Source organism: uncultured Tepidimonas sp., assembly GCF_938045175.1.
Classification (GTDB): Bacteria; Pseudomonadota; Gammaproteobacteria; order Burkholderiales; family Burkholderiaceae_C; genus Tepidimonas.
On record NZ_CALIND010000201.1, the window covers coordinates 1 to 26,634 of the forward strand.

Genomic DNA, 26,634 nt, shown 5'->3' on the forward strand with positions numbered 1-26,634 from the left:
CCATGGGGTCGAGGTTTTCGATCGAGCACACGATGATGCAGTTGTCCGACTTGTCGCGCACCACCTCCATCTCGAACTCTTTCCAACCCACGAGCGACTCTTCGATGAGCAGCTCGCTGGTCGGCGAGGCCTCCAGGCCGCGCTTGCAGATGGTCTCGAACTCCTCGGGGTTGTAGGCGATACCGCCGCCCGTGCCCCCCAGGGTGAAACTGGGGCGAATGACGGCTGGAAAGCCCACGGTGCGCTGCACTGCCCACGCCTCCTCCATGCTGTGGGCGATGCCGGAGCGCGCCGACTCCAGCCCGATGCGCGTCATCGCTTCTTTGAACTTGAGGCGGTCTTCGGCCTTGTCGATCGCCTCGGGCGAGGCGCCGATGAGCTCACAGCCGTACTTGTGCAGCACCCCCTGACGCCACAAGTCCAGCGCACAGTTGAGCGCGGTCTGCCCGCCCATGGTGGGCAAGATGGCGTCCGGGCGCTCTTTGGCGATGATTTTTTCCACCGTCTGCCAGGTGATGGGCTCGATGTAGACCGCGTCGGCCGTGGCCGGATCGGTCATGATGGTGGCCGGGTTGCTGTTGATCAGAATGACGCGATAGCCCTCCTCGCGCAGGGCCTTGCAGGCCTGCACGCCGGAGTAGTCGAACTCGCACGCCTGACCGATGACGATTGGCCCGGCGCCGATGATGAGAATGCTGCGAAGGTCGGTACGCTTGGGCATGGGTCAGTTTCCAGCGGCCATGAGGGCGGTGAAACGGTCGAACAGATACGCGATGTCGTGCGGACCGGGCGAGGCTTCGGGGTGGCCCTGGAAGCCGAACGCCGGGCGGTCGGTACGGGCGATGCCCTGCAAGGTGCCGTCGAACAGGCTGACGTGGGTGGCGCGCAGCGTCGCCGGCAGCCGCTCGGCATCGACCGCGAAGCCGTGGTTTTGGCTGGTGATGCTCACGCGCCCGGTGTCGAGGTCCTTGACCGGATGGTTGGCCCCGTGGTGGCCGAACTTCATCTTGAACGTGCGCGCGCCGCTGGCCAGCGCCAAGATCTGATGCCCGAGGCAGATCCCAAACGTCGGCACGCCCGCGTCGACGACGCGCGCAGCGGCGTCGATGGCATAGTCACACGGCTGGGGGTCGCCCGGGCCGTTGGAGAGAAACACCCCGTCGGGCTGCAGCGCCAGCACGTCGGCCGCCGGCGTGCGCGCCGGCACCACGGTGATGCGGCAGCCCCGCTCCGCCAACATGCGCAGGATGTTGCGCTTGACACCAAAGTCATACGCCACGACGTGAAAACGCGGCGCCGTCTGACGCCCGTAGCCGGGCGTGCCATCCGCACGCCGCAGGCGCCATTCGGTTTCGGTCCACTCATAGGGCGCGGCAGTGGTGACCGCCTGCGCGAGGTCCAACCCGGCCATGCTGGGGGCCGAGCGAGCCAGCTCGCACGCCTGCGCCCGCACCGCATCGGTCAGAGGCTGACCGACGGGTAGCGCCACGATCGCGCCATTTTGCGCGCCATGCTCGCGCAGGCGGCGCGTCAGCGCGCGCGTATCGAGCCCGGCCATGGCCACGATGCCCTGCTCGCGCAGGTAGTCCGACAGGCTGCGTTCGGCGCGGAAGTTGGAGGCGAGCAGGGGCAGGTCTTTGATGATCAGGCCGGCGGCTTGCACGGCGCCGGACTCGACATCCTCGGCGTTGACCCCAACGTTGCCAATGTGCGGATACGTGAGGGTCACGATCTGCTGGCGGTAGCTGGGGTCGGTGAGGATTTCCTGATAGCCGGTGATGGCGGTGTTGAACACCACTTCCCCGACGGTGTGGCCGGGCGCGCCGATGGACACACCTTCAAAGACCGTGCCGTCTGCGAGCGCAAGAAGGGCGGGTGCAAAGACGGGAAACACGGACACTCTCTCCAGGATGGTTGACGCGCGCCCGCACCCGCCCGGCCCCGTCCGCTGCAGCAGACATCAGCCCGCTGGCAGGACAGACGCCGAGTGTGCGCGGACGGTCTGGGTAAACTTTTCGATTATAGCCGCCGCGCTAGCGGCCAAGACGGCGTCAACGACGGCTCGCGCACCCCATCGCCGCGACGGCGCTGGCGTGCAGACAGATCGCCGCTGCCGCGGCAACGTTGAGCGATTCTTCGCCACCGGGCTGCGCGATGCGCACCACCAACCCCGCCTGCGCCATGAGATCTGGGGACACGCCCTGCCCTTCATGCCCCAGCAGCCATGCGCACGGCCAGGGTAGCCGCGCGGCGTGCAAAAACTCGCCCTGGTGCGAGCTGGTCGCCAGCAGCGGCACGCCTAGCCCCGCCAGTGCCGACGCCTGCGCGCCTTCGACCAATTGCAAGGCGAAGTGCGCGCCCATGCCGGCGCGCAGCACTTTCGGTGCCCACAGCGCCACCGTGCCGCGCAACGCGAGCACCTGTCGAAACCCGAAGGCGGCGGCGCTGCGCAGGATGGAGCCCACATTGCCAGGATCTTGCAACCGATCGAGCACCACGGTGGGCAGCCCGGCCGTGACCGCGGCCGGCGCGCCAAGCGGCGCCAAGAACGCCACGGCCGGCGGTGACTCCAGCGGACTGATCCACGCCATCAGCGCATCCGTCACCTCCCACACCGCGACCTGCCGATCCAGCCGACCGGCGGCTTGCTGCGCCCCCACCCAAGCCAAGCCCGCTTGGGTGCACACCACGGTCTCGGGCTGGCGGCCGCGCGCCAGCATCGCGCCGCAGAGATGATCCCCTTCGATCCACACCCGGCCGTCGCGGCGATAGGCAGCGCCGTCAGCCACCAAACGACGCAAGCGTTTGAGGCGCGGGTTGTCGCGCGAGGCGATCGTCTCTACGGTCATGCCAGCCCCCGCTCGCGCAGCACCTGCGCCACGGGCGCGAAGCTGCGCCGGTGCCACGGCGTGGGCCCCAGCGAGCGCAGCGCCTGCAGGTGCTGCGGCGTGCCGTAGCCGCGGTGGCGGTCGAAGCCATACGCGGGGTAGGCCGCATGCGCTTCGTCCATCACGCGGTCGCGCGTGACCTTGGCCACGATCGATGCCGCGGCAATGGCGGCGACCGTCGCATCGCCGCCGACGACGGCCTCGGCCCGCACGGGCAGCGTGGGCAGCCGGTTGCCATCGACCCTGACCAACTGCGGCCGCAGCCGCAACGCCGCCACCGCGCGCTGCATGGCCGCCAGCGTGGCCTGCAGGATGTTGATCTGGTCGATCTCCTCCACGCTGGCCACGCCCACGCCCACGCTGAGCGCGTGCGCCCAGATGCGGTCGTGCAGCTGCTCACGCTGCGGGGCTGTGAGCGCCTTGGAATCGGCCACGCCTTCGATGGGCACGCTGGGATCCAAAATAACGGCCGCTGCCACCACCGGCCCCGCCAGCGGGCCGCGCCCCGCCTCGTCGACACCGGCGACCAACCCGTCGTCGCCGCCCCAGTCGAGCGTGGCCTGCACCCCGCGCAGCCCCGCCCCAGCGCGGGTCTGGCGTGGCGCTGCCATGGCGCGAGCCCTGGTTTGCACCCGACTCATGCGCCCCCCTTCGCAGCCAGCACGTCAGCGATGGCCGCCTGCGCCAGCCCCACGGTATCGCGGCGCAGTTCGGCGTGCAGCGCGTCGAAGCGCTGCTGCAGCCGCTCGCGCCGCCGCCGTGCCGGTGCATCCTCGTCCAGCCAAGCCAAGGTTTCGCGTGCCAGCGCCTCAGGCGTGGCCGCGTCTTGCAGCAGCTCGGGCACGACGAATTCGCGCGCCAAAATGTTGGGCAACCCCACCCACGGCTGGCGCATCTGGCGCCGCGTGATCTGCCAGGACAGCCAGTGCATGTGGTAAGCGATGACCATGGGGCGCTTGAACAGCGCCGCCTCCAGGGTGGCCGTGCCACTGGCCACCAGCACCGCATCGCACGCAGCCAGCGCGGTGTGCGAGCCCCCCTGCAGCACCGTCACTGCGGTGGCCACTTCGCTCGCGGCCACGGCCCCCGCGATCGGCGCGTGCAGCGCGGGGACGGCGGGCAGCACGAAGCGCAACCCGGGCCGCGCCTGCCGCATGCGCGCCGCCGCCGCTAGAAAACGCGGCATCAGATGCGCCACTTCGGCCCGGCGACTACCCGGCAACAGCGCCACGACCGGGGCGGCGACGTCCAGACCCAGTTGCCGTCGCGCGGCGCTGGCATCGGGGCGCTGCGGGATGACCGCCGCCAACGGATGCCCCACGTAAGTGGCGGCGATACCGTGCTCGGCCAGCAGCGCTGGCTCGAAAGGAAAAATGCACAGCACGTGGTCGCAAGCGCGGCGAATGAGCGTCACGCGCTCGGGCCGCCAGGCCCAGATGGCCGGGGCCACGAAATGCACGGTGGGAATACCCGCCGCGCGCAGGTCGGCCTCCAGCGGCAGGTTGAAATCGGGAGCATCGACCCCGATGAACAGGCGCGGGGGCTGGGCCAGCAAACGCGCACGCAGCTGGCGACGAATCCCCACGATCTCGCGGTAGTGGCGCAGCACCTCGACGTAGCCACGCACGGCCAATCGGTCGCTGGACCACCAGGCCTGAAAACCCTGCGCATGCATCGCCGCCCCGCCGATGCCGACGGCCCGCCAATGCGGCCAACGGCGATGCAGCCCTTGCAACAACTGGGCCGCGAGCACATCGCCCGAGGCCTCGCCCGCCACCATCGCCAGCTCGGCAGCCTCACCACCGCTGCTCGGCGTGGCCCCATCGGTACCGCTGGCCGCCGTCAACGCACGATCCCTCGCTGCGGATCCACGCCCGCCAAAAAGTCGTGCATCAGCGCCACGTCGGCCACGGCCTCGGGGTGGGTATCCACCAAGGCCTCGATGCGCGCCACCGCCTGCTCCAACGTCAGCCCCTCGCGGTAGAGCGCCTTGTGCATGGCCTTGACGGCGGCGATGCGCTGCGGGCCAAAGCCGCGGCGGCGCAATCCTTCGTAGTTCATCGATCGCGCCTGCGCGGGCTGGCCCTGTGCCATCACGAACGGGGGCACATCGGCAAACAGCAGGGCGCACATCGCGGTCATGGCGTGGGCCCCGATGCGCACGAATTGGTGCACAACCGTAAAACCACCCAAAATGGCCCAGTCGCCCACCTGCACATGGCCAGCCAGTTGGGCGTTGTTGGCAAAAATGGTGTGGTTGCCCACCACGCAGTCGTGCGCCAAGTGCGTGTAGGCCATCATCCAGTTGTCGTTGCCCAGCCGGGTCACGCCGCCGCCTTGCACCGTGCCGATGTGGTAGGTGCTGTATTCGCGGATGGTATTGCGGTCGCCGATCACGAGTTCGCACGGCTCGCCCGCATATTTTTTGTCCTGGCTGGGCAGCCCCAAGCTGACGAAGGGGTAAATGCGGTTGTCGCGCCCCAGCGTCGTGCGCCCCTCCAGCACGCAGTGGGCGCCGATGCGGGTGCCGGCACCGACGCGCACCTGCGGGCCAATGAGGGTGTAGGGGCCAACCTCGACATCGTCGTCCAGCTCGGCCTTGGGGTCGACCAGGGCAGTGGGGTGGATGCGGGCCATGGCCGCCTCAGGCGATGGTGCGCATGGTGCACATGAGCTCGGCCTCGCAGGCGATCTCATCGCCCACGCGGGTCGTTCCCTTGAACTTGAAGATACCGGCCTTCATGCGCTCCAGCGTCACGTCCATGATGAGTTGGTCGCCCGGCTCCACCGGCCGCTTGAAGCGCGCGCCATCGATGCCAGCAAAGTAGTAGACCGTTTTGTCGTCCGGCGTCACGCCCAGCGTCTCGAACGCCAGCAGCGCCGCGGTCTGCGCCAACGCCTCCAGCATGAGCACGCCAGGGAAAACGGGCCGATGCGGAAAGTGCCCCGTAAACACCGGCTCGTTGATGGTCACGTTTTTCAGCGCCCGGATCGAGACGCCCTTTTGCACCTCCAGCACCCGGTCCACCAGCAGGATCGGGTAGCGGTGTGGCAGTCGTTTGAGGATGTGGTGAATGTCCATGCTCATGTCAAGCGTCGCTCCAGGGCTCTGAGCCGCTCACGCAACCCGTGCAACTGGCGCAGGGTGGCGGCATTTTTTTCCCAGGCGCGATTGTCGTCGATCGGAAAGACCCCGCTGTAGTGGCCCGGCTGCAAAATCGAGCGCATCACCACCGACGCGGCAGAAATATGCACATGGTCGGCCAGCTCCAGGTGCCCCAGCACGATCGCCCCGCCCCCTAGGGTGCAATGGGCACCGATGCGCGCCGAGCCGGCGATGCCGACACAGCCGGCCATGGCGGTGTGGCGGCCCACGCGCACGTTGTGGCCGATCTGGATCAGGTTGTCGAGCTTGACGCCATCTTCCAGCACCGTGTCGCCAAGCGCGCCGCGGTCGATGCAGCAGTTGGCGCCGATCTCGACGTCGTCGCCGATGCGCACGGCGCCCAGCTGCTCGATTTTGACCCAAGCCTTGCCGCTGCCATCCGGCAACGGGGCGGGCGCGAAGCCGAAGCCGTCGGCCCCGATGACCGTACCCCCATGGACGATGCCGCGCGCACCGATGCGGCAGTCGTAGCCCAGCACGACCCCGGGCCCCAGGCGCGTGCCCTCCCCCACTGACGCGCGCGCCTGCACCACGGCGTGTGCCCCGATGTGGGCCTCGGCCCGTACCACGGCACCGCTTTCCACCACCGCCATCGGCCCCACGGAGGCGCTGGGGTGCACCTCGGCATCCGGCGCGAGATAGGCCGTCGGATGCACCCCGGACGACTCTGGCCGTGGCTGCACGTGCCGACGCCACCACTGGGTCAGGTGAGCAAACGTCAGATAAGGGTCGGGGCTTGCCCAACAGGCCCAGCCAGACTCGGGCGGATCGGGGCGCGCCATGACGTCGGCCACCAGGTCGGGCGGCGCCAGGATCACCCCGGCGCGCGAGTGCGCCACCGCGCCCCGGTAGCGCGGATGCGCGACGAACGCCAGCGCGTCCTCGGTGGCCTCGGCCAGTGGTGCGATGCGGTGCACCACGCGATCGGCCTCGCCATGCAAAACGCCGCCCAAGGCGGCGTGCAGCGTGCGCAGGGTGGCGCTCACTTGGCGCTGTTCAGGCCATTGATGACCTTGTCCGTGATATCGTGCTTGGGCGCGATGTACACGGCCTCTTGCAAGATGAGGTCGTATTTTTCGGCCTCGGCAATCTGCTTGATGACGCGGTTGGCGCGCTCGATGACTTGCTGCAGCTCCTCGTTGCGGCGCTGCGCCAGGTCTTCCTGAAACTCGCGGCGGCGACGCTGGAAGTCGCGGTCGAGCTCGGCGAGCTGGCGCTGGCGCGCGGCGCGTTGCGACTCGGACAGGGTCGGGGCGTCCTTCTCGAACTTTTCGCTCGCTTGGCGCAGTTGGTTGCCCAGCGCCTCGATCTCGCGCTCGCGACGGGAGAATTCTTGTTCCAGCCGCGTCTGCGCGGCCTTGGCCGCGTTGGAGTCGCGCAGGATGCGCTCGGTGCTCACGAAGCCAATCTTGATGTCCTGGGCCAGCGCGGAAGCGGCACTCGCCGCGGCCAGCGCCGCCATCAGCACCCAGCGGGCGCCCCAAGTCCGGGTCGTGTGTTTCATCAGAATGCGGTACCGATCGAGAATTGAATGGATTGCGTCTTGTCACCGGTCTGCTTGCGCACCGGCTTGGCAAAGGCGATTCTAAGCGGGCCGACGGGCGAGATCCAGCTCACGCCGATCCCGGCGGACGCACGCAAATCGGCAGCCCTGAACTTCTGTTCAGGCGCGTACACGTTGCCGATATCGAAAAAGCCAAACAGACGCAGCGTGCGGTCGTTGCCAGCGCCGGGGAACGGCGCGATCAGCTCGGTGTTGAGCAGCACCATTTTGGTCCCACCGAGGTAGGCGCGGTCGGCGCTGCCGACGATGGCGCTGGTGCCGCCGAGCGTGCCCGATTCGAACCCGCGCACCGACCCCAAACCGCCACCGTAGAAATGCTTGAACAATGGCACCGGCTTGCCCCCCAGGCCCTTGGCCCACCCGGCCTCGGCGTTGAAGGCGAGCGTAAATTTCTTGTTCAGCGGCAGGTACTGCTGGTACTGGGCACTGCCCTTGACGTAGCGGGTATCGCCCGCGATACCCAGCTCACCATTGAGGCGCTTGAGCGTCCCGCGCGATGGCACCAACGCGCTGTCGCGCTCGTCGCGCGCCCAGCCGACCGTGACCGGTACCGACAGCGGGGAGTCGCCAAACTGGGCGATGAAGTCGTTGTACGCCACGGGCATGCGGTTGCCGGGCTCGATCTTGGTCTGCTCGACGCCGATGCCGAAGTAGACCGTATCCGTTTCGGTAAATGGCACGCCAAAGCGGATCGATGCGCCCGGCGTCACGAGCCGGTAGTCGCCATCTTGGGCATCGAACGGCCGCGTGGTGCGGTAGTACACATCGAGCGTGCGCGACACGCCATCGTCGGTGAAGTAAGGGTTGGTCGTGCTGAGCACCAACTGGCGGTTGAACTTGCTGGTGTTGACGTTCAACCCCAGGTAGTTGCCCGTGCCGAACACGTTTTCCTGTTGGATGCCTGCCAGCAGCGAGAGCTTTTCCGACTGCGAGTAACCCGCTCCCACGGTCAGGTTGCCAGTGGGCTTTTCCACCACGGTCATGACCAGATCCACCTGGTCCGGCGCGCCGGGCACCTCCTGCGTGTCGACGCGCACCTCGGTGAAGAAGCCGAGCCGGTCCACCCGGTCGCGTGACAGGCGGATCTTGTCGCTGTCGTACCACGCCGATTCGAGCTGGCGAAACTCGCGCCGGATGACTTCGTCGCGCGTGCGGTTGTTGCCTTCGATCTGGATGCGACGCACATACGCGCGCCGCGAGGGCTGCGCGCGCAGCACGATGGCGACACGGTTTTTCTCGCGGTCGATTTCGGGCACCGCCTCGACCCGGGCGAAGGCGTAGCCAAACGCGCCGAAGAAGTCGGTGAATGCCTTGACGGTCTGCTCGACGTGCTCGGCGTTGTAAGGCTGCCCGGGCTGGATGCGGATGAGCGACTGGAACTCCGCCTCCTTGCCCAGGTAGTCGCCCTCCATGCGCACCGCCGACACCAGGTAGCGCGGCCCCTCGGTGATATTGATCGTGAGGGTAAGCGACGACTTGTCCGGCGACAGCGCGACCTGGGTCGAATCGATGTTGAACTCGAGATAGCCACGCGTCAGGTAGTACGAGCGCAGCGTCTCCAAGTCCGCGTTGAGTTTGGCGCGCGAATAGCGGTCACTCTTGGTGTACCAGCTCAGCCACCCGCCCGTGTCCAGGTCGAACAGGTCGAGCAGCGTTTTCTCGGAAAACGCCTGCGCGCCGACGATGCGGATCTCGCGAATCTTGGTCACGTCACCCTCGACCACGTTGAAATTGAGGTTGACGCGGTTGCGCTCGATCGGCGTGACGGTGGTAGTCACCTGCACCGCATACATGCTGCGGTTGAGGTATTGGCGCTTGAGTTCCTGCTCGGCGCGGTCGGCCAACGACCGGTCGAAGGGCCGCCCCTCGGTCAGCCCGATGTCGCGCAGGGCCTTGCGCAATACGTCCTTGTCGAACTCCTTGATGCCCGTAAAACTGACGTCGGCCACCGTCGGGCGCTCCTCGACGATGACGACCAACACGTCACCGTCGACCTGCAGGCGCACGTCCGAGAACAACCCAAGCCCGAACAGAGCCCGGATCGCGGCAGCGCCTTGCTCGTCCGAGTAGGTGTCACCGACCCGAAACGGCAACGAGGCAAAGACGGTGCCGGGCTCGACCCGCTGCAGCCCCTCGACGCGAATGTCGCGAACGGTGAACGGATTGACGGCCCAGGCCGGCAAGGCAGTGGCCAGCGACGCCAGCAAGACGCCGGCGCGCACGCGCCAAGTGCGCTGTGAGATGGGTTTCATGCGATGCGATCCGGCTCGGGGTCAACCGAGCAATCGGGCAAGGTCGTTGAAGATGGCCAGCGACATCAGGGCGATCAGCACTGCCATACCACCCCGCTGCAGCCGGTCCATCCAAACGTCGGACAGCGGCCGGCCAGCCACCGCTTCCCAAAGATAATACAACAGGTGACCCCCGTCGAGGACGGGCAGCGGCAACAGATTGAGCACGCCCAGGCTGACGCTGACCAACGCCAAGAACGACAAAAACGGTACCCACCCCAAGCTGGCCGAGCGCCCGGCGTAGTCGGCGATCGTCAACGGCCCGCTGAGGTTGCTCAACGACGCCTGCCCGGTCAGCATCTTGCCCATCATTTGCAGCGACAACACCGAAACCTCCGCCGTTCGGCGCAGCCCCTCGCCCAGCGCTTGCAGCGGGCCATGCGAGACCGTCGTCATCGCTGGCGCGGCGCCAATCATGGCCCCCACCCGTCCGACCCAGGCATCGCCCTGACGCTGTGCTTGCGGCGTGACGACGACGTCGATCACCTCGCCCGCACGCTCGATGCGCCAGCGCTGTGGGCGCGCGTTACCGCTGGCATCGACCGCCGCGCGAATGCGCGCACGCAGCTGCTGCGCATCGGCGATCGGCTCACCATCGACGGCCAGCACGCGATCACCCGGGCGCAGCCCGGCCGCAGCGGCGGCGCCGTCGGGCATGACCTCTCCCACCTCGGCGGCAGACCAGGGCGCGACGATGCCGATGCGCTCGAACAGACGCGCATCGACCTCCCGCGCCTGCAGCGTCGACAGCGGCAACCCCACCTCACGGCCAGGGGCATCCGGCGCCTCGGCCAGCCACAGGCGCACGTCGCTGCCGTCGAGCGCCGCCCGGGTCAAGACCCAGCGCACATCCTCGAACGACCGCACGGGCTCGGGCTCCGCGCCCGACAGCGCCGCGGCCGTCACCCATTCACCGCCCCGAATGCCGGCCTGCTCGGCCAAGGACGCCGCCGTCGGGCTGCCCAGCACCGGTTGCGCTTGTGGCACGCCCCACCACGCGACGAACGCGTACAGAACAACGGCCAGCAGCAGGTTGGCGGCTGGCCCGGCGGCCACGATCGCCGCCCGGCGCGCCAACGGCTGCGCGTCGAACGCCAGGTGCCGCTGCGCGGCGGGCACCGGGCCTTCACGCCCGTCGAGCATGCGCACATAGCCGCCCAAGGGCAGCGCGGCCAGCACGAATTCCGTGCCGTGGCGGTTGCGCCATGTCAGCAGCGGTCGGCCAAACCCGATCGAAAACCGCGACACCGGCACGCCGCAGGCCACCGCCATGCGGTAGTGCCCCCACTCGTGCACCGCGATCAGGATGGCAATCGCCACCAGAAACGACAGAAGGGTCAACATGTCAATGTCCGTTGTGCCGCAGAAACCATCAGCCCACCGCCAACGCCTGCACGCGCGCCGCTGCGTGTGCGCGCGCCTCACGGTCGATGGCCAGCAAATCCGCCAACGACTCGGGCTTGGAGGGCACGAACGCCTCCAGCGTTCCGCGGTTGACGTGGTAGATGCGGTCGAAGCGCAGCCGACCCTGCAAAAAGGCATCGACCGCCACCTCGTTGGCAGCGTTGAGGACGGCCGTGGTGCCCGCGGGGGCGCACAAGGCCTCCCAAGCCAGATACAAACCCGGAAAGCGCTGCCGGTCGGCCGGCTCGAAGGTCAGCGCGCCCAGCGTGGCGAAGTCCAGCGCCTGCGCCCCCGATTCGATGCGCTCGGGCCAGCTCAGCCCATACGCGATCGGCACGCGCATGTCGGGCGTGCCCAACTGGGCGACGACGGAGCGGTCGCGAAATTGCACCATCGAGTGCACCACGCTCTGGGGGTGGATGACGACCTCGATCTGCTCGGGCGCAAAACCAAACAGGTACCGGGCCTCGATCACCTCCAGGGCCTTGTTCATCATGGTGGCCGAGTCGACCGAAATCTTGCGCCCCATGACCCAGTTCGGGTGTGCACAGGCTTCCTCGGGCGTCACCGTCGCCAGCGTTGCCGGATCGCGCTGCCGAAACGGGCCACCGGAGGCGGTCAGCACGATCTTCTCGACCCGCTGCGGCCAGTGCGACGGATCCTCCGGCAACGCCTGAAAAATCGCCGAGTGCTCGCTGTCGATCGGCAGCAGCTGGGCACCGCCGCTGCGTACCGCGTCGACGAACAGCTCGCCGCCGACGACCAGCGCTTCTTTGTTGGCCAGCAGCAACCGCTTGCCCGCGCGCGCAGCCGCCAGGCACGGCGCCAGACCGGCGGCGCCGACGATCGCGGCCATCACGGTATCCACTTCCGGGTGGGCGGCGATCGCCTCCAGCCCCTGCGGCCCTACCAGGGGCTCGGTGGACAGCCCGCGAGCGCGCAGCCCGGACGCCAACGCGGCCCATCCAGCCGCACCAATGACCGCCCAGCGCGGCCGAAAACGCTCGCACAGTTCGAGCAGCGCATCGACTTGCCGCTCGGCGCTCAAGGCCACGACCTCGAAGCGTTGCGGATGGCGCGCCACCACGTCGAGCGTGTGGCTGCCGATGGAGCCGGTGGCGCCAAGGACGGCCAGGCGCTGCCGCTGCGGTGTGCGATCATGGAGCGGATGGGGGGTCATGACAGAAAAGACAGGAAAATCTCCAACGCAGCGCCGCCGCGCGAACGGTCGGCTTCAGGCGGGGCGCGACATCAACAGCGCCATCACCAAGGGCAACACCGGCAACAGGGCATCGACGCGATCGAGCACCCCGCCGTGACCGGGCAACAAACCGCTGGAGTCCTTCACGCCCGCGCTGCGCTTGACCAGCGACTCGAACAAATCGCCCGCGATGCTGGCCGCCGTCAGCACCAGCAGGGCGGGCAACGCCAACCCAACACCCTGCGCCGCCAGCCAGGGATACAGCGCCGCCCCCGCCGGTGGCCAGACGGCCGCCACGGCCGTCCACCCCAGCGCCAGCACCAGAACCGCCAACGCCCCGCTGGCGGCACCTTCCCAACTCTTGCCCGGGCTGATGCGCGGCGCCAGTTTGCGCCGACCGAAGGCCTTGCCGCCGAAATACGCCGCGATGTCTGCCACCCACACCAGCAGCAACGCGCTCAGCAGCATGCCGACGCCGTGCGTGTGCAGACTGACCAGTGCCCACCACGCGGCCGCCAGCGTCAGCCATCCGAAACCCAAGCGCGGCCAACGCGGCCAACGGCCCCAGGCATCCACCCCCTGCCGCAGCGAGACCGCCAACACCAGGCCCCAGGCGGCACTCACCGCCCACCACCACGGCGCCGACCCGGCATGCCCTCCCGTGTGCCACCAGGCGACGCCAAGCACGAAGCCGACGAGCAGCGCGCTACCCACCGATGCCAGCGTCCCGAGTCCATGCAAGCGCGACCACTCCCAGACGGCGGCGGCCATCAGCACACCCGTGACGAGGGCAAACGGCAGCGGCGCCGGGTAGAACATCGCTGGCAGCAGCACCAGCAGCAACACGACCGCGGTGATGACACGTGGCAGCAGCATGGTCGATCCGGGCAATCGCCACTCACACCGTCGCCGGAGCCGACGCTTGCTGCACCTGCTCGGGCGTGCGCCCGAAGCGGCGCTGTCGCTGCGCGTAATCGGCCAGGGCGCGGTCGAACGCGGCTTCGTCGAACGCCGGCCACAACCGATCGGAAAACACCAGCTCGCTGTAGGCGATCTGCCACAGCAAAAAATTGCTGATGCGCTGCTCGCCACCGGTGCGGATCACCAAGTCCGGGTCGGGCACGTGCGACAACGCCAGGGCCGACGCCAGCGACGCTTCCGTGATCGGCTCGCCTCGGGCGGCCACGGCACGCGCGGCCTGCACGATGTCCCAGCGTCCACCGTAGTTGAAGCAGACATTGAGCACCAAGCGATCGTTACCCGCCGTGCGCCGCTCGGCGTCGGCGATGCCGTCGGCCAGCGCCTGCGGCAGCCCGCTGCGCTCACCCGGCACGTGCAGCCGCACGCCTGCGTCGTGCAGGCGCGGCACTTCCTCCATCAGCGCCTGCACCATCAGGCGCAAAATGCCGCTGACCTCGTCCGCCGGGCGGCTCCAGTTCTCGGACGAAAAGGCAAAAACCGTCAACACCTTCACGCCGCGCTGGATGCACCAGCCCACGACGCGGCGCAGCGTCTCCATGCCGGCGCGGTGCCCGGCGACCCGAGGCAGCAACCGCTGGCGCGCCCAGCGACCGTTGCCATCCATCACGATGGCCACGTGCCCGGGCACCTGGCTGACGGTGACACCGACGCCCTGCCCGGATGGCTTGGCCTGGGAATCGGACATGCGCGTGCCCGCCACTCAAATGGCCATGATGTCCGCCTCTTTCGACGCGACCATCTTGTCCACTTCGGCGATCATGCGATCGGTCAGTTTTTGGATCTCGTCCTGCGCGCGTCGCTCCTCGTCCTCGGACGCGAGCTTGTCCTTGACCAGGCGCTTGACGTGTTCGTTGGCGTCGCGGCGCAGATTACGGATCGCCACCTTGGCGTGTTCGCCCTCGGCCTTGACGACCTTGGTCAACTCCTTGCGGCGCTCCTCGGTCATGGGCGGGATGGGCACGCGAATGAGGTCGCCGTGCGACGCCGGGTTGAGCCCCAGGTCCGACTCGCGGATGGCTTTCTCGATCTTGGCGCCCATGCCCTTTTCCCAGGGCGACACCCCGATCGTACGCGCGTCGAGCAACGTCAGGTTGGCGACCTGGCTCAACGGCACCATGCTGCCGTAATACTCCACCTGCACCGTATCCAGCAGCGCCGGGTTGGCGCGGCCCGTGCGCACCTTGGCCAGGTTGGTCCGCAGCGCCTCCAGCGACTGCTGCATCTTTTGCTCGGCGGTTTTTTTGATCTCGGGAATGCTGCTCATCGAATGGCCTCTCGTGGTCTCAGACGTGCACCAGGGTCCCCTCGTCCTCGCCCATGACGACGCGCTTGAGCGCGCCGGGCTTGAAGATCGAGAACACCCGCACCGGCAGGTTCTGGTCACGGCACAGCGCAAACGCGGTCGCGTCCATCACCTGCAGTTGGCGCACCATGGCTTCGTCGAAACTGATGCGCGGATATCGGGTCGCCGTGGGATCTTTCTTGGGATCGGCCGTATAGACGCCATCGACCTTGGTCGCCTTGAGCACGATCTGGGCGCCGATCTCGGCGCCCCGCAGCGCGGCCGCGGTATCCGTGGTGAAAAACGGATTGCCCGTGCCCGCCGCGAATACGACCACCTTGCCCTCTTCCAGATACTGCAGCGCCTTCGGGCGCACGTAGGGCTCGACGACCTGATCGATCGCGATAGCCGACATCACGCGCGCCTTGGTACCGCCGCGCTCCAGCGCGTCACCGATGGCCAGCGCATTCATGACGGTGGCCAGCATGCCCATGTAGTCGGCGGTGGCGCGATCCATGCCGACGGCACCGCCCGCCACCCCGCGAAACAGGTTACCCCCACCGATGACGATGGCGACCTGCACCCCCAGGCGGTTGACCTCGGCCACCTCGGCGACGATGCGCTCGATGGTGCCGCGGTGGATGCCGAAGGCCTCGTCGCCCATCAGGGCTTCACCGGAGAGCTTGAGAAGAATGCGCTGCAAAGCGGGCATGGCGGGGTCTCGCAATCTGGCTGGGGATTGTACGGGGGTTGGACGGTCGGCAACGATCGCCCTGTAAAAACGGCCGGCCCCTGAACAGGAGCCGGCCGTCGGCAGAACAAACGCGTGCGTCAGGCTTTTTGCGCGGCCGCCACCTGCGCAGCCACTTCGGCGGCGAAGTCGTCTTGCTTCTTCTCGATGCCTTCGCCCACCACGTAGAGGGTGAAGCCCTTGACCGTGGTATTGGCACCCTTGAGGTACTGGCCGACAGTCTGCTTGCCGTCCGCGGCCTTGACGAACACCTGGTCCAGCAGCGAGACTTCCTTGAGGAATTTCTGCACCGCACCATCCACCATCTTGGCGATGATCTCGGCGGGCTTGCCGGATTCGGCCGCCTTTTGCTCGGCGATCGAGCGCTCCTTGGCGACCAGCTCGGCCGGCACCTCGGCCGACGACGTGGCCACCGGCTTCATGGCCGCGATGTGCATGGCCACGTCCTTGGCTGCCGTCGCGTCGCCCTCGTACTCGACCATGACACCGATGCGCACGCCATGCAGATAGGCCGCCAGCTGGCCGCCGCCCGCGTAACGCTTGAAGCGGCGGATCGTCATGTTTTCACCGATCTTGCCGATCAGCCCCTTGCGCACGTCTTCCACGGTGGGGCCAAAACCCTCCATCGACAGCGGCAACGCCGACAGCGCCGCCACATCGGCCGGGTCGCGCTCGGCGACCAGCTTGGCCAGCGCCTGGCAAAAGCTGCCGAACAGTTCGTTCTTGGAGACGAAATCGGTCTCGCAGTTGACTTCGATGAGCGCGCCGGTGTTGCCATCGATGTGCGACGCCACGACCCCTTCGGCGGTGACGCGGCTGGCCGCCTTACCGGCCTTGTTGCCCAGCTTGACGCGCAGGATTTCCTCCGCCTTTTCCATGTTGCCGTCGGCCTCGGTAAGGGCCTTCTTGCACTCCATCATGGGGGCGTCGGTCTTGGCGCGAAGTTCCGCGACCATGCTAGCGGTGATAGCTGCCATTGTGTTGCTCCTTGGGGCGGCGTGCGCCACCCGAGTGTGGATCAGGGGTATGTCCAGACGGTGACAAAAAAGGGGCACGCAGCCCCTTCGTCGCCGGTGACGCGGGGCGTCAGGCCTCCTCGACCTCGACGAACTCGTCGCCGCCCGCACGCGCGGCCTGCACGACCTGCTCGACAGCAGCACTGCGGCCTTCCAGCACGGCGTCGGCGATGCCGCGCGCGTAGATGGCCACCGCCTTGGCCGAGTCGTCGTTACCCGGGATGACGTAGTCGATACCTTCGGGCGAATGGTTGGTGTCGACCACGCCAATGACGGGGATGCCCAGCTTCTTGGCCTCGGCCACGGCGATCTTGTGGTAACCCACGTCGATCACGAAAATCGCATCCGGCAGCGCGGTCATGTCCTGAATGCCGCCGATGTCCTTTTCCAGCTTGGCCAGCTCGCGATTGAACAGCAGCTGCTCTTTCTTGGACATCCCCTCCAGACCGGCTTCTTTTTGCGCCTGCATATCCTTGAGGCGCTTGATGGAGGTCTTGACGGTCTTGAAGTTGGTCAGCATGCCGCCCAGCCAGCGCTGATCGACATACGGCATACCGGCGCGTCGCGCCTCGGCGGCCACGATCTCGCGCGACTGGCGCTTGGTGCCCACCATCAGCACCGTGCCGCCGTTGGCGGTGAGCTGGCGCACGAACTTGCGCGCCTCCTCGAACAGCGGCACCGTCTTTTCGAGATTGATGATGTGGATCTTGTTGCGATGGCCGAAGATGTAAGGGGCCATCTTGGGGTTCCAGAAGCGCGTCTGGTGCCCGAAATGGACACCGGCTTCCAGCATTTCGCGCATGGAAATCGACATGGTGGTCTTTCTATTCCGAAGGTTGGGTCTGAAGACGGCCCGGATCACGCGGCAAGCGACAAGGCTCGACCGACGCGACACCTAGGATGGGCCGGCTCGCGATTGCTTTGCGACTGCCAACGCGCACCGCGGCCGACGGGTCGCAAAACCTATCGATTATAGCGCGTCGCATCGAACTGCGATGCACGCGTGCGGTGCCCGGGCCCGCGGCCTATACTGGCTCCATGCCCCTGCAACGATTGCTGCCACCGCCCGCCGATACACCCACCACGCCCTTGCACCGCCGCTGGCCGCTCTACGGGGCTACGGCCTCTCGGACCATCGAGCGCCGGGCAGCGGCTGCCCTGCCCGCCCACACCCTGATGGCGCGCGCCGGGACGGCCGTCGCGCGCCTGGCGCGCGCGTGGCAACCGCACGCGCGCCGCGTCACGGTGCTGGCCGGCGGCGGCAACAACGGCGGCGATGGCTGGCTCGCCGCCGCACTGCTGCAGCGTCATCTGGCGGGAATACCAGGCGCGCAGGTGCGGGTCATCAGCCTGATGAGCGACCCGACCCGGCTGCCCGACGATGCCCGCTGGGCGCGCGCGACGGCGCTGGAGGCAGGTGTGACCGCGGTCCACGACTTATCGGGCCTGGACGAGGGGGCGGATCTGGTCATCGACGCAGTGTTCGGCCTGGGTCTGTCGCGCCCGGTCACGGGTGTCGCGCTGGACGCGCTGCGCTGGCTGCAAGCGTGCCCCGCGCCCACGCTGTGCGTGGACCTGCCCAGCGGGCTGGATGCTGACAGCGGGTGCTGGTGGGCCGACGCCCCGCCGCATGCGTGCGGCCCGCGCGTGACGTTGGCCTTGCTGACCCTCAAGCCGGGCTTGTTCACCGGTGTGGGGCGCGCCTGTGTGGGATCAGCCCTCTGGTTCGACGACCTGGGTGTCACCGCCACCGAGGCGCCTGATGCCTGGCTGGCGTGGGACGACGCCTGGCCGCAGGTTCCCACTTTGCGGGCTGACCACGCCAGCCACAAAGGGCAACGCGGTGATGTGCTGATCATCGGCGGTCAGCTACCGACGACCGGCGACGGCATCGGCATGACCGGTGCCGCGCTGCTGGCCGGTCGTGCTGCCTTGCGCGCGGGCGCGGGTCGCGTCTATGTGGGCTTGCTCGGCGACGCCGACACCGTGCCGGCTGTCGACCCGGGGCAGCCCGCGCTGATGCTGCGCACGGCACGAGCGGCGCTGCAGTCGCCGCTCGTCGAGCAGGCCGTGGTGGTGGCGGGCTGTGGTGGCGGCCGTGCCATGGCCGATGCGCTGCCCCCGCTGCTGGCGCGCGCCCCCCGGCTGGTGCTGGACGCGGACGCGCTCAATGCGCTGGGTGCTGCGGCGGCGGCCGACGCCGCGCCCGACCCGGTCTGGGCCCGGCGCCGAGCCGCTGGCTGGTGCACCGTGCTGACCCCGCACCCGCTGGAGGCGGCGCGCCTGCTCGGGACCGACAGCGCCGCCGTGCAATCCGACCGCGTGCGCGCTGCCGCCACACTCGCGCAGCGGCTCGGCTCGGTGGTGGTACTCAAAGGCAGCGGCACCGTGATCGCCGCACCCGGGGTCACCCCGATCATCAATGCCAGCGGCGACGGGCTGTTGGCCACCGCCGGCACCGGCGACGTGCTGGCCGGCCTGATCGGCGCCCGGCTGGCCAATGTCCACGCCGCACCGCCCGACGTGCTGGACAGCGCCGTGGCACAAGCCGTTGCAGCCCACGGCGACCTCGTGCGATACTGGGCCTCACGGTGGCCCCCGACGGCGACCGATCTCGTCGCCTGATTCCCTGCGCGTTGCTCTAGGAGTCGTCTCGATGCCCATCGATGATCGCGACCTGCCCCGCTGTGCGGCCAATCATGTGCCGCTGACGCCGCTGTCGTTTCTGGAGCGCACCGCGCAGGTGTACCCTCAACGCCCGGCAATCGTCTACGGGTTGAGGGAATCGGCGCTGCGGCAGACGTGGCAGGAGACCGAACGACGCTGCCGGCGGCTGTCCAGTGCGCTGCAACGCAGCGGTATTGGACGGCGGGATACGGTCGCGACGCTGTTGCCCAATACCCCCCCAATGGTGGAGGCTCACTTTGGCGTGCCGATGGCGGGCGCGGTACTCAATGCCATCAATACCCGCCTCGACGCCGCGGCGGTGGCCTTCATGCTCGACCACGGCGAAGCGCGCGCGTTACTGGTGGACCCAGAGTTTGCCGCGCTGGCCGCCGAGGCGCTGCGCCTGCGGCAGCGCCGCGAACCGCCGCTCGTCGTGCTGACCCGCGACGCGTCGTTCGGACCGCCGACAGCAGCGCTCGACGCCATCGACTACGAGGATTTCCTTGCCAGCGGCGACCCGACCGCCCCCTGGGTGCTACCCGAGGACGAATGGGATCCGATCGCGCTGAACTACACCAGCGGCACCACAGGCAACCCCAAGGGAGTGCTGTACCACCACCGGGGGGCGGCGCTCAATGCGCTGTCCAACATACTGGAGTGGGACATGCCCAAGCACCCCGTCTATCTGTGGACGTTGCCGATGTTCCATTGCAACGGATGGTGCTTTCCGTGGACGCTGGCCGCGCGCGCAGGTGTCAACGTGTGCCTGCGGCGGGTAGAGGCGGCCGCAGTGTTCGAGCTGATGCGCACACACGGCGTCACCCACTACTGTGGCGCGCCGATCGTGCACGCCATGCTGGCCAACGCGCCCGAACCCATGAAGGCCGGACTGCCACGGGGCATCCGGGGCATGGTCGCGGCATCGGCCCCGCCAGCGGCGCTGCTGGAGGCGATGGAGCGCATGGGCATCGAGCTGACCCACGTCTATGGCCTGACCGAGGTCTATGGCCCTGCCACCGTCTGCGCGCCGCAACCCGATTGGGCCGATCAGCCACTGGCGCAGCGCGCGCGGCTCAACGCCCGCCAGGGCGTGCGCTATCACCTCCAGCAGGACGCGCGGGTGCTCGACCCCGGCACGATGCAGCCGGTGCCGTGGGATGGCGAGACGATCGGTGAGATCATGTTCCGCGGCAACATCGTCATGAAGGGTTATCTGAAAAACCCACAGGCGACGGCCGAGGCATTCGCCGGCGGCTGGTTTCACACGGGTGACCTGGCGGTGCAATACCCGGACGGCTACATCAAGATCAAGGACCGCAGCAAGGACATCATCATCTCCGGCGGCGAGAACATCTCTTCGATCGAGGTGGAGGACGTCCTCTACCGCCATCCGGCGGTGCAGGCCGCGGCAGTGGTCGCCAAGCCCGACCCCCGCTGGGGCGAGACACCGTGTGCGTTCGTCGAGTTGCGAGACGGCGCGCAAGTCACGGCCGAGGAATTGATCGCCCACTGCCGGGCCCACCTGGCCGCCTTCAAAGTCCCGCGTGCGGTGGTGTTTGGCGAGCTCCCCAAGACCAGCACTGGCAAGATCCAGAAGTTCGAACTGCGCAAGCGCGTTGGCTCCGTCCAAGCCATCGACGTCTGACCTCGTGGTGGTCCTGCGGTGACGTCACGGGCTGCTCACATCCGGAGCCAAGCCGTGCCCCGGATGCGCGCCATCGGCATGGGCCGAAGGGATGCGCCGCTGGCGCCGCCACTGCCACGGTGGCACGGCATCCGCATGCTGCCAAAGGCCACGACGGCCCCACCGTGCCTGCGCTTCGGCCAGCGCATACTGCCACCGTTCGGGCAGTGGCTGTTCATCGGCATGTGCCCGGTAGTGCCACGCCAGCCCTTGCTCCAGCAGCCACAGCGACAGATCGGTCGGCGCCAACGGTCCATCCGGCACCCACACCACGGCCAACAGGCGGCCGTAGCGGTCGTGTCCGCGCGGCTCCAGCCGCACGAGCCGCCCTTGCGCCAGCGCGCGAACCGCGTCGCGCGCCTGCTCGCCAAACGGCTGCGCGATTTCTGGCGCGTCGATGACCGCCAACCGCACAGTCCGCTCGCGCCCCGTGCCATCGCGCACGCGCAAGGTGTCGCCGTCGTGCACGGCGATGACGGTAACCGCGAGCGCGCCCGCGCCGTCGGCTGCTGGCGGTCCGCCACTGCAACCCAGCAGCACCCCCAGCCATACCGACAGAATCAGCCAGCGACTGCCGAGCCGAGCCACGAAGCGCACTGTCGGAATCCCCTTCAATGGCGATGGGGCGGCTGGCTGTTAGCGCTTGCGCCGCGCCTGCGGGGTGCGCGGCGCGCGGCGCGTCGGCTCCTCGGCCCCGGTGGCGCGCGGCGGCAGCCCGGTGTGTTGGGTCAACAGCCGCCCGCGGGGCGGTGGCGCCTCGGCCGCCGTGGCTTGCCCGGGCGCGCGCGCCTTGGCCGCCGGTGGCGTGGAATTGGCGCGTCGCGGCGCGCGGTAGCCGCCATCGGTGACGGGCTGGTACGCAGGCACCAGGTGGTGTTTGCCGTTGCCGATCAAATCGGCACGGCCCATGGCCTTGAGCGCCTCGCGCAACAGCGGCCAGTTGTTGGGGTCGTGGTAGCGCAAAAACGCCTTGTGCAAGCGCCGGCGCCGCTCGCCGCGCACCACATCCACCTTCTCGGTGCGCTCGTCGCGGTGGATGCCCTTGAGCGGGTTGAGCCCCGTGTGATACATCGCGGTGGCCGTGGCCATGGGGCTTGGATAGAAGGTTTGCACCTGGTCGGCGCGAAAGCCGTTGCGCTTGAGCCACAGCGCCAGGTTCATCATGTCCTCGTCCGTGGTGCCCGGGTGGGCGGCGATGAAGTACGGGATGAGGTACTGCTCCTTGCCTGCCTCGCGCGAGTAGCGGTCGAACATCTGCTTGAAGCGGTCGTAAGTGCCGATGCCCGGCTTCATCATTTTGGACAGCGGCCCGGGCTCGGTGTGTTCGGGCGCGATCTTCAGATACCCCCCAACGTGGTGCTGCACCAGCTCGCGCACGTATTCAGGGCTGCGCACCGCCAAATCGTAGCGCAGGCCCGATCCGATCAGAATCTTTTTGACGCCCGGCAGCGTGCGCGCACGGCGGTACAGCTGCACCAGTGGTCCATGGTCCGTGTGCAGGTTGGCGCAAATGTCCGGGTAGACGCAACTGGGCTTGCGGCAGGCGGCCTCGATGGCCGGGCTGCGACACCCCAGGCGGTACATATTGGCCGTGGGGCCACCCAGGTCCGAGATGACACCGGTAAACCCTGGCACTTTGTCGCGAATTTCCTCGATTTCGCGCAGGATGGACGCCTCGGAGCGGCTCTGAATGATGCGCCCCTCGTGCTCGGTGATGGAACAGAAGGTGCAACCGCCAAAACAGCCCCGCATGATGTTGACGCTGAAGCGGATCATCTCCCAAGCGGGGATCTTGGTCGGCCCATCGTGGCGGCCGTTCGCATCGGCATACGCCGGGTGTGGGCTGCGCGCATACGGCAGGCCGAACACCCAATCCATCTCGGCCGTGGTCAGGGGAATGGGCGGCGGGTTGATCCACACGTCCCGTGCCGAAGGGCCGCTGCCATGCGCCTGCACCAACGCACGCGCGTTGCCGGGGTTGGTCTCCAGGTGCAGCACGCGGTTGGCGTGCGCGTACAGCACCGGGTCGGCCTTGACCTGCTCGTAGCTGGGCAGGCGGATGACGGTGCGCTCGCGCGGCAGCCCTCCTCGGCGGGCCAGCGCCGGATTGGGCATGAAGCGCACAGGCGCCACGGGCGACCGTGCCGCGGACGCCGTGTTGGCTGCCTCGGCCTGGGCCTGCGCCTCGGCCTCGCGCGCACAGGTCTGTCCCTGCGCCTGGGCCTGCTCCGAGACCATCAGGTAGGGGTTCACGTGCGCCTCCACCCGGCCGGGGCGGTCCACCTCGGTCGAGTCGATCTCGAACCACCCCTCGGGTGTGCCGCGGCGCACGAAGGCAGTGCCCCGCACGTCGGTGATGGATTCGATCGGCTCACGGCGCGCCAGACGGTGCGCCACCTCGACCAGCGCGCGCTCGGCATTGCCATAGAGCAGCAGATCGGCCTTGGCGTCGAGCAGGATGGAGCGGCGCACGGTCTCGCTCCAATAGTCGTAGTGAGCGATGCGGCGCAGGCTGGCCTCGATGCCGCCCAGGATGATCGGGACGTCCTTGTACGCCTCGCGACAGCGCTGGGCATACACGATGCAGGCACGATCCGGCCGCTTGCCCGCCACGCCGCCAGGGGTGTAGGCATCGTCGGAGCGAATCTTGCGATCCGCTGTGTAGCGGTTGATCATGGAGTCCATGTTGCCCGCCGTCACGCCCCAGAACAGGTTGGGCCGGCCCAGGGCTTTGAACGGCTCGGCGCTGTGCCAATCAGGCTGGGCAATGATGCCGACGCGAAAGCCCTGCGCCTCGAGCACGCGACCGATCACCGCCATGCCAAAGCTCGGGTGGTCGACGTAGGCGTCACCCGTGACCAGAATCACGTCGCACGAATCCCAACCCAGCGCCTCCATCTCGGCGCGGCTCATGGGCAGGAACGGCGCCGTGCCGAAGCGCTTGGCCCAGTATGGCTTGAAGCTGGTCAGCGGCTTGGCATCGCGCGGAAAGAAAGAGACGTCGAGCGGAGCGTTCATCGGGCGCAGGCGTCCATGGAAAAAAGCTTTTCAGTTTACGCGCGCGCAGCGCTGCAGGCGCACGCTTGCCGCATCCGCCCTTTTTGCATCAGGGAGACTCGCGCGATTCCCCTACGATACCCCACGCACCGCGCAGCGCGCGCGCCGCATCGGCAAGGGCCTGCTGGGCCTCGGGCACGGCCCGCCCCATTTTGATGAATTCGTGCGTGACGCCGCGGTAGATTTCCAGCTCGAACGGCACCGCTGCCATGCGCAGCCGATCGGCCAGCTCGACGCCCTCGTCCACCAGCGGATCGCACTCGGCCAGACCGATCCACGCCGGCGCCACGCCATCGAAGTCCGGCGCCAGCAACGGCGCAAAGCGCCAATCTTCGCGCTGCGCGTCATCGACATAGTGGCGAAAAAACCACTGGATCGTCTCGGCCTCGAGCACGAAGCCATGCCCAAAGCGGCGGTGCGAGCGGGTGTCTTGCCACGCGCTGCAACCCGGATAGAACAAGAGCTGCAGCGCCAGCGGCCAGCCGGCATCGCGCGCATGGAGGGCGACCACCGCCGCCAGGGTGCCTCCCGCGCTGTCGCCCCCCACGGCGATACGGCCAGGGTCCAACCCCAGGTCAGCCGCAGCCCCGCGCAGCCAGGCCAGCGCATCGACCGCATCGTGCACCGCGGTGGGAAAGCGGTGCTCGGGCGCCAACCGATAGTCGAGCGACAGCACCGCGCAGCCCGCGAGCGCCGCCAAACGTCGGCACAGGGCCGCATGGGTACGCACGCTGCCCACCACGAAGCCGCCCCCGTGAAAATACAACAACACCGGCAACGGCGCCTGCCCGGTCGCGGGCGGCGCGACGAGCTCAGCGCTCAACACGGCGCCATCGCGCGCGGGCACCGACAAGCACTGCTCACGGGCCATGGGTGGCGGCGGCAGCTCCAACACCTCGGCGCCCGCCTCGTAAAACGCGCGCGCTTGCGCCACCGTCAGGGTGTGCAGCGGCGGGCGGCGGGCGCGCGCCATGCGCGCCAGCACGCCGCGCATGGCGGGGGTCAACAGGTGGTGTGGGTCCCCATTCGACATGGGCACGATTGTCACCCCAATGCCCACCCGCGTTGTCACGCACGCACTTGCCGGCCCACCCGCAGTGGCGTTACCGTCGGCCACCGCACAATACGAACACCACCCCCAAACAAAAGGCAAGGAGACTCCATGGCCGAGATTCGCTACCTCACCACCATCCAGGTCGAAGCGGGAGCGTTGCGCCTGCTGCCTGCCGAATGCGCCCGCGTCGGCATGCGGCGCCCGCTCATCGTCACCGACGCGGGGGTGCGCGACGCGGGCCTACTGGCGCGTGCGCTGACCGTGCTGGGCGACGCCCTGCCCTGCGCGGTCTTCGATGGCACCCCGCCCAACCCGACGGAAGCGGCGGTGCGCGCCGCCGTGCAGCGCTTCCGCGACCACCGCTGCGACGGGCTGATCGCGCTCGGTGGCGGCAGCGCCATCGACTGTGCCAAAGGCGTGGCCATCGCCGCCACGCATGACGGCCCGCTCAAGACCTACGCCACCATCGAAGGCGGCTCACCCCTGATCACCGATCGCGTACCGCCGTTGATCGCTATCCCCACCACCGCCGGCACGGGCAGCGAAGTCGCGCGCGGCGCCATCCTGATCGTCGACGATGGCCGCAAACTGGGTTTTCACAGCTGGCACCTGCTGCCCAAGGCCGCCATCCTGGACCCCGAGCTGACCGTCGGCTTGCCCCCGCGCCTGACCGCGGCCACCGGCATGGACGCGATCGCCCACTGCATCGAGACCTTCCTGGCCCCGGCCTTCAACCCTCCGGCGGACGGCATCGCGCTCGACGGTCTGACGCGTGGCTGGGCCCACATCGAGCCAGCCACGCACAACGGGCGTGACCTCGACGCCCGGCTGCACATGCTGTGCGCCAGCATGCAGGGGGCTATGGCGTTCCAAAAAGGGCTGGGCTGCGTGCACTCCCTCAGCCACAGCCTGGGCGGGCTCGATCCCACCCTGCACCATGGCACGCTCAACGCGATCTTTTTGCCCGCGGTCATCGCCTTCAATGCCGACGCCGAGAGCGTGCGCCGCGAACGCCGCTTGGAACGCATGGCCCAAGCCATGGGCCTGGCCGCCCCGGAAGACATCGGCCCGGCCATCCGTGCGCTCAATGCCCGCTTGGGCCTGCCCCGCGGGTTGACCGAGCTGGGTGTACGACGCGACCAATTCGAGCGCATCATCGACGGGGCGCTTGCCGACCACTGCCACCGCACCAACCCGCGCACCGCCTCACGCGAGGACTACCGCGCAATGTTGGAGGCGTCGATGTAACGCGCGCCGCTCACAGCGGCTCGACCCGGCTGGGGTCGGGTTGCTCGAGCCAGGCAGCAAATTCGTCGACCAGGCGCTGCGCCTCGCGCACGGCCGTCTGCCACACCCGCATGCGCTCGGACAGGTGGTGGCCGTAGCGCTCGAAGTCCGTGCGGTCGGGCAGCTTGCCGTTGGGCAACGACCGCACCCACGCCGGGTCGGGCGCCAGCACGATGGTGCGATCGAGCGCCGACGTGGGCCGGTGGCGCCAGCGCAATCCCTTGTCCAGCCAACCCGGGATGACCTGACGCTGAAAATGCGGGTAGAGCACCAAGCCGCGCTCGGGCCGCCAGCGCAGGTGCAGGTGGTAGTCGGTGATGCCGCCGTCCCAGTACGCCCCC

At 68.3% G+C, this 26,634-nt stretch carries 23 protein-coding genes and 2 pseudogenes; 3 read left to right on the forward strand and 22 right to left on the reverse strand.

All coding sequences use genetic code 11. The annotated features are described in order from the left end of the window. The 18 genes and pseudogenes from carB to rpsB all read right to left on the reverse strand — a co-directional run. A pseudogene (gene carB, locus Q0716_RS10610) lies at window positions 1-721 on the reverse strand (carbamoyl phosphate synthase large subunit); the annotation flags it as partial. Window positions 722-724: 3 nt separating this feature from the next. After that, window positions 725-1,894 (reverse strand): glutamine-hydrolyzing carbamoyl-phosphate synthase small subunit, encoded by a 1,170-nt coding sequence (carA, locus tag Q0716_RS10615; RefSeq protein ID WP_299023057.1) that lies wholly within the window; start codon window positions 1,892-1,894, stop codon window positions 725-727. A 157-nt stretch (window positions 1,895-2,051) separates the two neighbouring features. Further along, the gene (locus Q0716_RS10620; RefSeq protein ID WP_299023058.1) at window positions 2,052-2,849 is read right to left on the reverse strand and encodes an RNA methyltransferase; all 798 of its coding nucleotides are present in this window, start codon (window positions 2,847-2,849) and stop codon (window positions 2,052-2,054) included. Continuing rightward, window positions 2,846-3,499: a ribonuclease HII gene (gene rnhB / locus Q0716_RS10625; protein WP_299023059.1), complete on the reverse strand. Its 654-nt coding sequence runs from the start codon at window positions 3,497-3,499 to the stop codon at window positions 2,846-2,848. The genes Q0716_RS10620 and rnhB overlap by 4 nt, the downstream gene beginning before the upstream one ends. 26 nt (window positions 3,500-3,525) lie before the next feature. Next, window positions 3,526-4,668 carry a lipid-A-disaccharide synthase gene (gene lpxB / locus Q0716_RS10630; protein WP_299023085.1) on the reverse strand — a complete coding sequence of 381 codons (1,143 nt, stop codon included), beginning with the start codon at window positions 4,666-4,668 and terminating at the stop codon, window positions 3,526-3,528. Between the two features lie 62 nt (window positions 4,669-4,730). Beyond that, window positions 4,731-5,525 (reverse strand): acyl-ACP--UDP-N-acetylglucosamine O-acyltransferase, encoded by a 795-nt coding sequence (lpxA, locus tag Q0716_RS10635; RefSeq protein ID WP_299023060.1) that lies wholly within the window; start codon window positions 5,523-5,525, stop codon window positions 4,731-4,733. Between the two features lie 7 nt (window positions 5,526-5,532). Further along, on the reverse strand, window positions 5,533-5,970 hold the full coding sequence (gene fabZ, locus Q0716_RS10640; protein ID WP_299023087.1) for a 3-hydroxyacyl-ACP dehydratase FabZ: 438 nt from the start codon (window positions 5,968-5,970) through the stop codon (window positions 5,533-5,535). A gap of 2 nt (window positions 5,971-5,972) precedes the next feature. After that, window positions 5,973-7,040, reverse strand: a complete 1,068-nt coding sequence (gene lpxD / locus Q0716_RS10645; RefSeq protein ID WP_299023061.1) for a UDP-3-O-(3-hydroxymyristoyl)glucosamine N-acyltransferase — start codon at window positions 7,038-7,040, stop codon at window positions 5,973-5,975. Then, the gene (locus tag Q0716_RS10650) at window positions 7,037-7,558 is read right to left on the reverse strand and encodes an OmpH family outer membrane protein (protein ID WP_299023062.1); all 522 of its coding nucleotides are present in this window, start codon (window positions 7,556-7,558) and stop codon (window positions 7,037-7,039) included. The genes lpxD and Q0716_RS10650 overlap by 4 nt, the downstream gene beginning before the upstream one ends. Then, entirely contained in the window at window positions 7,558-9,870 is a 2,313-nt protein-coding gene (gene bamA, locus Q0716_RS10655) for an outer membrane protein assembly factor BamA (RefSeq protein WP_299023063.1), read from the reverse strand. The genes Q0716_RS10650 and bamA overlap by 1 nt, the downstream gene beginning before the upstream one ends. A gap of 21 nt (window positions 9,871-9,891) precedes the next feature. After that, window positions 9,892-11,253, reverse strand: a complete 1,362-nt coding sequence (rseP, locus tag Q0716_RS10660) for an RIP metalloprotease RseP (protein WP_299023064.1) — start codon at window positions 11,251-11,253, stop codon at window positions 9,892-9,894. 28 nt (window positions 11,254-11,281) lie between these two features. Then, complete coding sequence (locus tag Q0716_RS10665; protein ID WP_299023067.1) at window positions 11,282-12,493, reverse strand: 1-deoxy-D-xylulose-5-phosphate reductoisomerase; 1,212 nt, start codon at window positions 12,491-12,493, stop codon at window positions 11,282-11,284. Window positions 12,494-12,547: 54 nt separating this feature from the next. Beyond that, window positions 12,548-13,390: a phosphatidate cytidylyltransferase gene (locus tag Q0716_RS10670; protein ID WP_299023068.1), complete on the reverse strand. Its 843-nt coding sequence runs from the start codon at window positions 13,388-13,390 to the stop codon at window positions 12,548-12,550. Window positions 13,391-13,412: 22 nt separating this feature from the next. Next, a complete protein-coding gene (uppS, locus tag Q0716_RS10675; RefSeq protein WP_299023069.1) occupies window positions 13,413-14,180 on the reverse strand; it encodes a polyprenyl diphosphate synthase in 768 nt (255 codons plus the stop codon). A gap of 15 nt (window positions 14,181-14,195) precedes the next feature. Beyond that, on the reverse strand, window positions 14,196-14,759 hold the full coding sequence (gene frr, locus Q0716_RS10680; RefSeq protein ID WP_299023070.1) for a ribosome recycling factor: 564 nt from the start codon (window positions 14,757-14,759) through the stop codon (window positions 14,196-14,198). A gap of 19 nt (window positions 14,760-14,778) precedes the next feature. After that, a complete protein-coding gene (gene pyrH / locus Q0716_RS10685) occupies window positions 14,779-15,489 on the reverse strand; it encodes a UMP kinase (protein WP_299023072.1) in 711 nt (236 codons plus the stop codon). A gap of 119 nt (window positions 15,490-15,608) precedes the next feature. Next, window positions 15,609-16,505 carry a translation elongation factor Ts gene (gene tsf, locus Q0716_RS10690; RefSeq protein WP_299023073.1) on the reverse strand — a complete coding sequence of 299 codons (897 nt, stop codon included), beginning with the start codon at window positions 16,503-16,505 and terminating at the stop codon, window positions 15,609-15,611. 109 nt (window positions 16,506-16,614) lie between these two features. After that, window positions 16,615-17,358, reverse strand: a complete 744-nt coding sequence (gene rpsB, locus Q0716_RS10695) for a 30S ribosomal protein S2 (RefSeq protein WP_299023074.1) — start codon at window positions 17,356-17,358, stop codon at window positions 16,615-16,617. Between the two features lie 224 nt (window positions 17,359-17,582). On the opposite strand from rpsB, the gene Q0716_RS10700 reads away from it, so the two are divergent. Together Q0716_RS10700 and Q0716_RS10705 are read left to right on the forward strand one after the other, a co-directional pair. Then, on the forward strand, window positions 17,583-19,169 hold the full coding sequence (locus tag Q0716_RS10700; protein ID WP_299023075.1) for an NAD(P)H-hydrate dehydratase: 1,587 nt from the start codon (window positions 17,583-17,585) through the stop codon (window positions 19,167-19,169). A 31-nt stretch (window positions 19,170-19,200) separates the two neighbouring features. After that, window positions 19,201-20,856, forward strand: coding sequence for an acyl-CoA synthetase (locus Q0716_RS10705; protein ID WP_299023077.1), 1,656 nt, complete (start codon window positions 19,201-19,203; stop codon window positions 20,854-20,856). A gap of 24 nt (window positions 20,857-20,880) precedes the next feature. Here Q0716_RS10705 and Q0716_RS10710 read toward each other — a convergent pair whose 3' ends face one another. From Q0716_RS10710 to Q0716_RS10720, 3 genes are all read right to left on the reverse strand, one after another. Then, window positions 20,881-21,483, reverse strand: coding sequence for a thermonuclease family protein (locus Q0716_RS10710; RefSeq protein ID WP_299023079.1), 603 nt, complete (start codon window positions 21,481-21,483; stop codon window positions 20,881-20,883). Window positions 21,484-21,531: 48 nt separating this feature from the next. Beyond that, entirely contained in the window at window positions 21,532-23,913 is a 2,382-nt protein-coding gene (locus Q0716_RS10715; RefSeq protein ID WP_299023080.1) for a YgiQ family radical SAM protein, read from the reverse strand. 88 nt (window positions 23,914-24,001) lie between these two features. Beyond that, on the reverse strand, window positions 24,002-24,985 hold the full coding sequence (locus tag Q0716_RS10720) for an alpha/beta hydrolase (protein ID WP_299023081.1): 984 nt from the start codon (window positions 24,983-24,985) through the stop codon (window positions 24,002-24,004). 129 nt (window positions 24,986-25,114) lie between these two features. On the opposite strand from Q0716_RS10720, the gene Q0716_RS10725 reads away from it, so the two are divergent. After that, on the forward strand, window positions 25,115-26,254 hold the full coding sequence (locus Q0716_RS10725) for an iron-containing alcohol dehydrogenase (RefSeq protein ID WP_299023083.1): 1,140 nt from the start codon (window positions 25,115-25,117) through the stop codon (window positions 26,252-26,254). Window positions 26,255-26,264: 10 nt separating this feature from the next. On the opposite strand, the pseudogene Q0716_RS10730 reads toward Q0716_RS10725, so the two are convergent. Then, a pseudogene (locus tag Q0716_RS10730) lies at window positions 26,265-26,634 on the reverse strand (phospholipase); the annotation flags it as partial.